Source organism: Nonomuraea sp. NPDC049141 (assembly GCF_040648415.1).
In the GTDB taxonomy this organism is placed as follows: Bacteria; Actinomycetota; Actinomycetes; order Streptosporangiales; family Streptosporangiaceae; genus Nonomuraea.
The window spans coordinates 450,471-458,648 of record NZ_JBEZDR010000010.1; the positions used below are offsets into that span (position 1 = coordinate 450,471).

The 8,178-nt window shown below is 68.6% G+C and carries 5 protein-coding genes; 2 read left to right on the plus strand and 3 right to left on the minus strand.

From position 1 onward, the window contains the following. Positions 1–56: 56 nt before the first annotated feature. Positions 57–533 carry an Lrp/AsnC family transcriptional regulator gene (locus AB0B91_RS31095; protein ID WP_358327065.1) on the minus strand — a complete coding sequence of 159 codons (477 nt, stop codon included), beginning with the start codon at positions 531–533 and terminating at the stop codon, positions 57–59. 102 nt (positions 534–635) lie between these two features. Between AB0B91_RS31095 and AB0B91_RS31100 the strand changes: the two genes are divergently transcribed. Both AB0B91_RS31100 and AB0B91_RS31105 read left to right on the plus strand, forming a co-directional pair. After that, entirely contained in the window at positions 636–4,382 is a 3,747-nt protein-coding gene (locus AB0B91_RS31100; RefSeq protein WP_358327067.1) for an indolepyruvate ferredoxin oxidoreductase family protein, read from the plus strand. Then, positions 4,379–5,518, plus strand: a complete 1,140-nt coding sequence (locus AB0B91_RS31105) for an acyl-CoA dehydrogenase family protein (protein WP_358327069.1) — start codon at positions 4,379–4,381, stop codon at positions 5,516–5,518. Before AB0B91_RS31100 ends, AB0B91_RS31105 begins: the two co-directional genes overlap by 4 nt. A gap of 205 nt (positions 5,519–5,723) precedes the next feature. Here the strand turns inward: AB0B91_RS31105 and AB0B91_RS31110 are convergent, their stop codons facing one another. Together AB0B91_RS31110 and AB0B91_RS31115 are read right to left on the minus strand one after the other, a co-directional pair. Then, entirely contained in the window at positions 5,724–6,950 is a 1,227-nt protein-coding gene (locus AB0B91_RS31110; RefSeq protein ID WP_358327071.1) for a hypothetical protein, read from the minus strand. Between the two features lie 56 nt (positions 6,951–7,006). Next, positions 7,007–8,035: an NUDIX domain-containing protein gene (locus tag AB0B91_RS31115; protein ID WP_358327073.1), complete on the minus strand. Its 1,029-nt coding sequence runs from the start codon at positions 8,033–8,035 to the stop codon at positions 7,007–7,009. Positions 8,036–8,178: the final 143 nt, after the last annotated feature.

Below are 8,178 nucleotides of genomic sequence, written 5' to 3' on the forward strand. Positions count from 1 at the left end.
ACCCCCGGGACGGCGGGTGGCCAGGACAAAGAAAGCTCGCCTAATTGTTAGCGGAGCTATTTCATTCCCGCTATCCGGGACACTCGCGGCGCGAGCGCGTCACGGGTCCACGAGCCCAGCACCAACAGCGTTTTGGTGCCCGTGACGTTCCCGGCATGGCGCAGATGATCAATGACCTGCTGGAGATGGCCGAGGTCGCGGACGCGGACGTGGATCAGCGCGTCGGGGTCGCCGGCGATGGTGAACACCGTCTGGACCTCCGCCACGTCGGTGGCCGTACGGACGATCTCGCTCACCGGTGTCGCACCCGCGTAATGCAGCTCGGTGAACGCCTCGATGCCCCACCCGAGCTTGCCGTAGTCGATCTGCACGGTGAAACCGGTGATGACGCCGAGCTCTTTGAGCCGGTCCACCCGCCGTTTGACCGCGGCAACGGAAAGGCCGATCGTGCCTGCCATCTCCGAGAAGGTCCGGCGCCCGTCCTCGCGCAACAGCCGCAACAGCCGATGATCAATCTCGTCTATTTCCGGCATGCGGGCACTCCTTGGCTTTTGGTGGAAAGAACCTTAGCGAATGAGGCCGAAGCCGCAAAGGTTTTGCGTCTTTCTCGCGCCTTCTTGGGTGATACTTGCGCGATGCCCGCCCACGTTGCTGTGCTGGGGTTCCCCACGAACCTCAGGGAGGCCCGCGTGAGCGTCGCTCTCGACGACAAGTACACGGCCACGGACGGCCGCGTGCTCATCTCGGGCCTCCAGGCCCTCGTCCGGCTGACGCTCGAACAGCGCCGCCTGGACCGCGAACGCGGGCTGGACACGCGCGTGTTCGTCTCCGGCTACCCCGGCTCGCCGCTGGCCGGTGTCGACCTGGAGATGGGCCGCGCCGCCCGGCTGCTCGAACCGGCGGGCGTGGTCTTCCAGCCGGCACTCAACGAGGAGCTGGCGGCCACCGCCGTGGCCGGAACACAGCTCCTCGACCGCCTGCCCGGCCGGCGCCACGACGGCGTGGCCGGCTTCTGGTACGGCAAGAGCCCCGGCCTCGACCGGGCCGCCGACGCCATCCGGCACGGCAACCTGGCCGGCACCGCCGCGCTCGGCGGCGCGGTGGCCTGGATCGGCGACGACCCCGGCAGCAAGTCCTCGACCGTGCCCAGCTCCTGCGAGCCGATGTGCCAGAGCCTGTGCGTGCCGCTGCTCGCGCCGGGTTCGGTCGCGGAGATCATCGAGTTCGGGCTGCACGCGGTCGCCCTCTCGCGCGTCACCGGCCTGTGGACGGGCCTGAAGATCGTCGCGGACCTCGCCGACGCGTCGGCCACCGTCGACCTCGGCTCGCTGCGCGACGGCATCCCGGCCCCGGACCACGCGGCCCGCCCCACGCCCGCCGCCCTGGTCGGCCCGGCCGCGCTGGACGCCGAGCACGACATGCTGACCCGGCGCCTCGACCTGGCCCGCGACTACGCCCGCGCGCACGGCCTGAACCGGGTCATGTCCGGCTCCCCGCGGGCCCGCCTCGGCATCCTGGCCTCCGGCGCCTCCTTCGCGGTGGTCCAGCGGGCGCTGGCCGACCTCGGGCTGGACGAGACCGCGATCGAGGACCTGGGCCTGCGGCTCATCCGGCTCGGCATGCCGTACCCGCTGGCGCCCGGCGACCTGGCCGCCATGACCGCGGACCTCGACCGGGTGCTCGTGGTGGAGGACAAGGTCCCGTTCCTGGAGGGCCAGCTGAAGCAGGCGCTCTACGGCGGCGAACGCACCCCCGCCGTCGTCGGCCGCGAACTGCTCACCGCCCGCGGCACACTCGGCGCGGAGGACGTGGCCAAGGCGCTCACCACCTTCGCCGGCCCACTCCCACGGACCGCCGTCACCCTGGCGTCCGCGGGCCCGCTCCCGCAGACTGCCGTTACCTTGGCGCCTGCCCCGAAGCCGCGCCGCCTGCTGCCGATGGTCGCCGCGCGCACGCCGTACTTCTGCTCGGGCTGCCCGCACAACATCTCCACCCGCACCTCGGACAGCACGCTGGTCGGCGTCGGCATCGGCTGCCACGCCATGATCGCCCTGGACGGCGACGGACGCGGCAACCAGGTCGGCATCACCCAGATGGGCGGCGAGGGCGCCCAGTGGATCGGCCTCGCCCCCTTCACCGGCGACCGGCACTTCGTACAGAACCTCGGCGACGGCACCTTCCACCACTCCGGCTCACTGGCCGTCCGCGCCGCCGTCGCGGCCGGGGTGTCGATCACGTACAAGCTGCTCTACAACGACGCCGTCGCCATGACGGGCGGCCAGCGCGCGGAGGGCCGCCTCGACGTGCCCGCGCTGACGCGGTCACTGGCCGCCGAGGGGGTCCGCCGGATCGTGATCACCACCCCCGAACCGGAGACTTACCGGGGCGTCCGGCTCGCACCGATCGCCACCGTACGGCACCGCGACGGTCTGGCGGCGGCCGAGCAGGAGCTGGCCGAGCTCGGCGGGGTGACCGTGCTGATCCACGACGACCGGTGCGCGGCCGAGGAACGCCGCCTGCGCAAGCGCGGCAAACTGCCTGTCCCGGTGGAGAGGGTCGTGGTCAACGAGCGGGTGTGCGAGGGCTGCGGAGACTGCGGCGAGGCGTCGACCTGCCTGTCCGTACAGCCCGTCGAGACCGTGTACGGCCGCAAGACCCGGATCCACCAGCCATCGTGCAATTCCGATCTGAGCTGCCTCAAGGGCGACTGCCCGTCGTTCCTGCTGGTCAAGCCGGGCACGCGGTCGGGGCTCTTGGCCAGGCCGGGCACGCGGTCGGCTCTATTGGTCGGGTCGGGTACAGGGCGGGCGGGGCCGGTGCCATCGCTTGAGCCGGGAACCCGGCAGGCGCCGCCGGTGGAGCCCGCCGAGCCGGTCACCAGGTTTCCCGGCCGCGAGGTGCTGCTGCGGATGCCCGGCATCGGCGGCACGGGCGTCGTCACCGTCTCGCAGGTCCTGCAGATGGCCGCCCACCTCGACGGCCTGCACGCGGCGGGCCTCGAACAGACCGGGCTGGCCCAGAAGGGCGGACCCGTCGTCAGCGACGTCCGCATCTCACCGCACCCGGTCACCGGCTCCCCGAAGGCGTCGCGCGGCACCGCCGACGTGCTGATCGGATTCGACCTGCTCGGGGCGGCGGCCGACGCCAACCTGGCCACCGCCGCGCCGGACCGTACCCTCGCCGTGGTCAGCACCGCCGTCGTACCGACCGCCGCCATGGTGACCGGCCGCGTCGCGGTGCCGGACTCGCCCGGCGACGCGATCACCCGCGTCGAGTCGGCCACCCGGAGCGCCGACAACCTCTACCTCGACGCCCACGGCCTCGCCGAAGCGCTGTTCGGCGACCACATGCCCGCGAACATGCTGCTCATCGGCGCCGCCTTCCAGCACGGCTGCCTGCCGCTCTCGGCCGAGGCAGTCGAACGGGCGATCCGGCTCAACGGGGCCTCGGTCGAGCAGAACCTCGCGGCCTTCCGCTGGGGCCGGGCCGCCGCCGCCGACCGTCGCGCGGTGCTGGCGGCCATCGAGGCCCCGGCTCTGGAAGCCGCATCCGTCGGGCGCTCGGTTCCGGAGGCCGGATCCGTCGGGCGTTCGGTTCCGGAGGCCGGATCCGTCGGGCGCTTGGCTCCGGGGGCCGATTCCTTCGAGGAGGCCCTGGCCACGAGGGTCGCCGACCTGACCGGCTACCGCAACGCGGCCTACGCCGCCCAGTACGCCGAGGACGTGCGCCGCGTGGCCGCGCTCGCCGTCGACCGCGCGGGGGAGGAGAGCGCCGCGCCGATCGCCCTCGCGTACGCCAAGGGGCTGCACAAGCTCATGGCCTACAAGGACGAGTACGAGGTCGCCCGGCTGCACCTGGACCCGGCCGAGCGGGCCAGGCGGGAGCGGGAGTTCGGCGCGGACGCGGTCGTGTCGGTGCTGCTGCACCCGCCGCTGCTGCGGGCGATGGGCATGAAGCGCAAGATCAGGCTACGCCGCTCGGCGGACGTCGTGTTCCGCGTGCTGCGCGCCGCCAGATTCCTGCGCGGCACGCCGTTCGACGTGTTCGGGTACGCCGAAGTACGCCGAGTCGAGCGGGCGCTCGTCACCGAGTACCGTGACCTGATGCGTGACGCTCTCGCCCGGCTGAGCCCGGCCACCGCCGGCGCCGTGGCCACGATCGCGGCGCTGCCGGAGACGATTCGCGGGTATGAGGACATCAAGCTCGCATCGGTCGCGAAGTTCCGCGACCGAGCCAGCACCGCCCTCGCGAAGCTGAGCGAGCCCGTCCTTGCGGAGCCGAGCGAGGCCGCTCTCGTAGAGTCGAGCGAGCCCGCTCTTGCGGAGTCGAGCGAGCCCCCCGCGAAGTCGAGCGAGCCCACCGGAACCCTGGAGAGAATGTGACCGTCGATCGCCTGTTGCCCACCGAGGACGCCGAGGACCTTATCGCCCTCACCCGGGACATCGCCGACAAGGAGCTGGCGAGCCGGGTCGACGAGCACGAGCGCGCCGAGACCTATCCCGAGGGCCTGTTCGCCACGCTCGGCGCCGCCGGGCTGCTCGGCCTGCCGTACCCGGAGGAGTTCGGCGGCGGCGGCCAGCCGTACGAGGTCTACCTGCAGGTTCTGGAGGAACTGGCGGCCCGCTGGGCCGCCGTCGCGGTCGCGACCAGCGTGCACACGCTCGCCTGCTTCCCAGTAGCCACCTACGGCACGCCCGAGCAGCGCGAACGCTGGCTGCCCGACATGCTGGCGGGCCGGCTCATCGGTGGCTACAGCCTGTCCGAACCGCAGGCCGGATCCGACGCCGCCGCCCTCACCTGCAAGGCGGAGAAGGTCGAGCACGGCTACCGGATCACCGGCAACAAGGCATGGATCACCCACGGCGGCAAGGCCGACTTCTACGCCCTGTTCGCCCGCACCGGTGAGGGCAGCCGCGGCATCTCCTGCTTCCTGGCCCCCGGCGCCGCCGACGGCCTGACCTTCGGCCGCCCGGAGGAGAAGATGGGCCTGCACGCCATCCCCACGACCAGCGCCCACTGGGACGGCACCGTCATCGAGGCCGACCGGCTGCTCGGCGAGGAGGGGCAAGGGCTGCCCATCGCCTTCAGCGCGCTCGACTCCGGCCGCCTCGGCATCGCCGCCTGCGCGACCGGCCTCGCCCAGGCCGCACTCGACGCGTCCGTCGCCTACGCCAAGGAGCGCCAGACGTTCGGCCGCAAGATCATCGATCACCAGGGACTGGGCTTCCTACTCGCGGACATGGCCGCCGCCGTCGACAGCGCCCGCGCCACATACCTGGACGCCGCCCGCCGCCGCGACGCCGGCCGTCCGTACGCGCGACAGGCCAGCGTCGCGAAACTGGTGGCGACCGATGCCGCGATGAAGGTCACCACCGATGCGGTGCAGGTGTTCGGGGGGTACGGGTACACGCGGGAGTTCCGGGTCGAGCGGTACATGCGCGAGGCGAAGATCATGCAAATCTTCGAGGGTACGAACCAGATCCAGCGCCTGGTGATCAGCAGACATCTGGCCCGCTGACCAGTTGTCGTTAGTCAAATAGCCCACTGTCGTGTTCTCTGGCGAAACGTCGTGGAGCCGGGCGCCACGCAGATCCCGCGCTGCGGCGGCGACCAGGTCTGCGAGCCGATGTGCCGTTTCATACTGTGAGGTCCTCTGACAGGTCCGCGTGCCCTTCTGCCCGGATACGCGGGTGGGCCTGGATACGCGACCGCCGATCGAGGGCTCAGCGGCGATACTTCGCCCGCCTCACCTGAAGCTCCAGCCTCGCAGTGATGATGAGCATGACCTCGGCCAGCAGATTGGGGGCCAGTTCGCCGACAGAGCGGCTAGGGGAGTTGAGCCACTCGACCAGCGACCCGACCGCGACAGCGACAAGCAGCAGGTACGTGAACACCCCGGCGAGCCGGCTCGACAGCACACGGGTCACTCCGGATACTGTGCGGACGACGATGCGTGGAAGAGGCTGTCTGAAGTGGACGGTCAGGAGCTCTTCAATCGCCTGCCAGACACACGCATAGGTACGGGTGGAGAGATAGCTCCCCGATGCTTCGTACCTGAACCCGGTCGGAGCGCAGACCTCCTGGGCTACATCGAGCATCTTCCGCTGGATCGGGAACCCATTGAATCTCGTCAGGGGAAACAGCTTGGCACACGATTGGACCAAGTAGATCTGCCAGGGGATCCGAACATAGTCCTGCGCCCCGAACCGGGTGTACTCGTGGTTCGCCTCCGAGTGCCCGTCGAACCCGGCGGAAAGCGCGGTGAAGATCTCCTTCCATGAGTGCTGCAGTTGCCTCCGCTCCATCTGTAAATCATGGGTGGCGAGCACCAGAAGCACGAAACACCGGATGAAGTTGTTGTTACCGATGCTCAGGTATTCTCGAAGATACCGCCAGTCCTCCGGCCTGATGGGCAGGTTGTTCGCCGCCAGGCAGCGCACGGCATGCGCCGTGGCCAAGGGATCCGGCTCTCCTCCTTCGCTGCCCACCGCATATCCAGCGGGCTCGGCCTGTGCGCCCTCGAAAGCTCTCTGCACCAAGGTCAGCGCATCGGATCTCAGCGCGATGGCAGGGCTCACAGAGGAAAGGGCGAAGCCGATGTCCGCCATCCGGAAGATGTCCGCCTTCTGCAGCCGGATTCTTCGCGCGACCAGGTCCCGGTACACGGCAGGGCTTACCGTGGCCTTTTCCACCTGACTGCGGTTGACGACGTAGTAGATTAACTTCGCCACCTGGTCCTTGACCGCGGGGTCTGTCGTGGCGCGCCGAGCGAGTATGTGGATGGTGGCCGCGGTTCCGTAGAGCCCGCGCTGTTCGTACTCGGGATGGTCGAGATACTGGCCCGAAGCCAGGGCATAGTCCGGAAGTCGCCCGGCCTCCTCTTGCAGACGCAACTCGATCCGCCGCTCAATCTCGGACTGAGCATCCCTCAGGACCTGCCGCGTCAGCAACTAGCTCATCCCTGACTTGCCCGCACGTACGCGCTTCATTCATTTGTACCAAACTGCTAGAGATTTGCGAGAACCGTCGCGATAGGGCCTCTGGCGCTGGGGATGAGGTCTAGGTCGAGGACCTCGTCTCTCTTGAACCAACCGTACTTTTCAATGAAATCCTCTTTGTCATTCCGGCTCATGTCCACCTCCCCATCGCAGGCCTTACAGAGCCTGGCGACCGCGATCACGGTCGGGGCGCCCTGTTCGCTGCCCAGCCGCCATGACCAGAGAGCCAGCGGGCGCCCGGGACGCACTTCCAGGCCCACTTCCTCACGGACCTCGCGAACAAGCGCCTCATCCGGTGATTCGTCCTGCTTTATGCGTCCACCCGGCAACTCCCATCTTCCAGGCTGGTGCGGATCATCGCAGCTCTTCCTGATCAGGAGTAGCCTTCCCTGCCACTCGATCACGGCTTTCTGTGCGAACTGCACATACATAAGATCCTCCCCAAAACCCTCCGGCGGGCTCATGGCCTCGAGATCCTCCAGGAAACGCAGTCTCCCGAGGTGGACGGCTTCTGCCTCCGGATCGCGGGCGGCCGCTAATTCTGCGCGTATCTCACGATCACGAATGACAATGACCTCTTTCTCGTCAGCGCTGACCTCGGTCGATACAGCGACATGCTCAGCGGCATAGCCGAATGTGGACATAATCTCGCAGGTGATGTCCTCGACCGCCGTCATCAGCTCGGTGGTCGCCGACCTTTTGTACGCGGACACGCGATCGCGCCGAATCGGCTGGTCGAGATTGTTCCACAGCTCAGATATCGACGCAGCGAATCGGGCTTCTTCCTGGCGATGGAATTCGAGGGCGGTGGCCGACCACCGCACCTCCATGCGGTCACACAGTGGAGCCAGGGCAATCTCCGGATCTGTAACAAGATCCTCGTAACGCAGGGTCAGCCAATGATCGTCACCGACCCTTTCATGCGCCTTCAAGGCCGTCTCTTGGTCCTCTAACCAGCGTAAAGCTATCGCCTGCGGATCCTTCGGACCAATAGGCGCTCGGGAGAACGAAACGGCGACGTCGCGTGGATCTCTCACGAGGTGCAGATACAGGATTGGCAGGCCGGTGTCGATAAGCTGATCAATGAACCCATTTCAGGCTCCCCGGCGAGCGCCCTGGTCACAGCGTGATCGCGATGCCGGTGTTCGGTCGGTAACGTAAAGAAGCTCCTGGTAGACGG

Bases quoted from the DNA above. Each gene is read 5' to 3' on its own strand.
- AB0B91_RS31095 (WP_358327065.1), bottom strand. From the start codon at position 533: ATGCCGGAAATAGACGAGATTGATCATCGGCTGTTGCGGCTGTTGCGC.
- AB0B91_RS31100 (WP_358327067.1), top strand. From the start codon at position 636: ATGCCCGCCCACGTTGCTGTGCTGGGGTTCCCCACGAACCTCAGGGAG.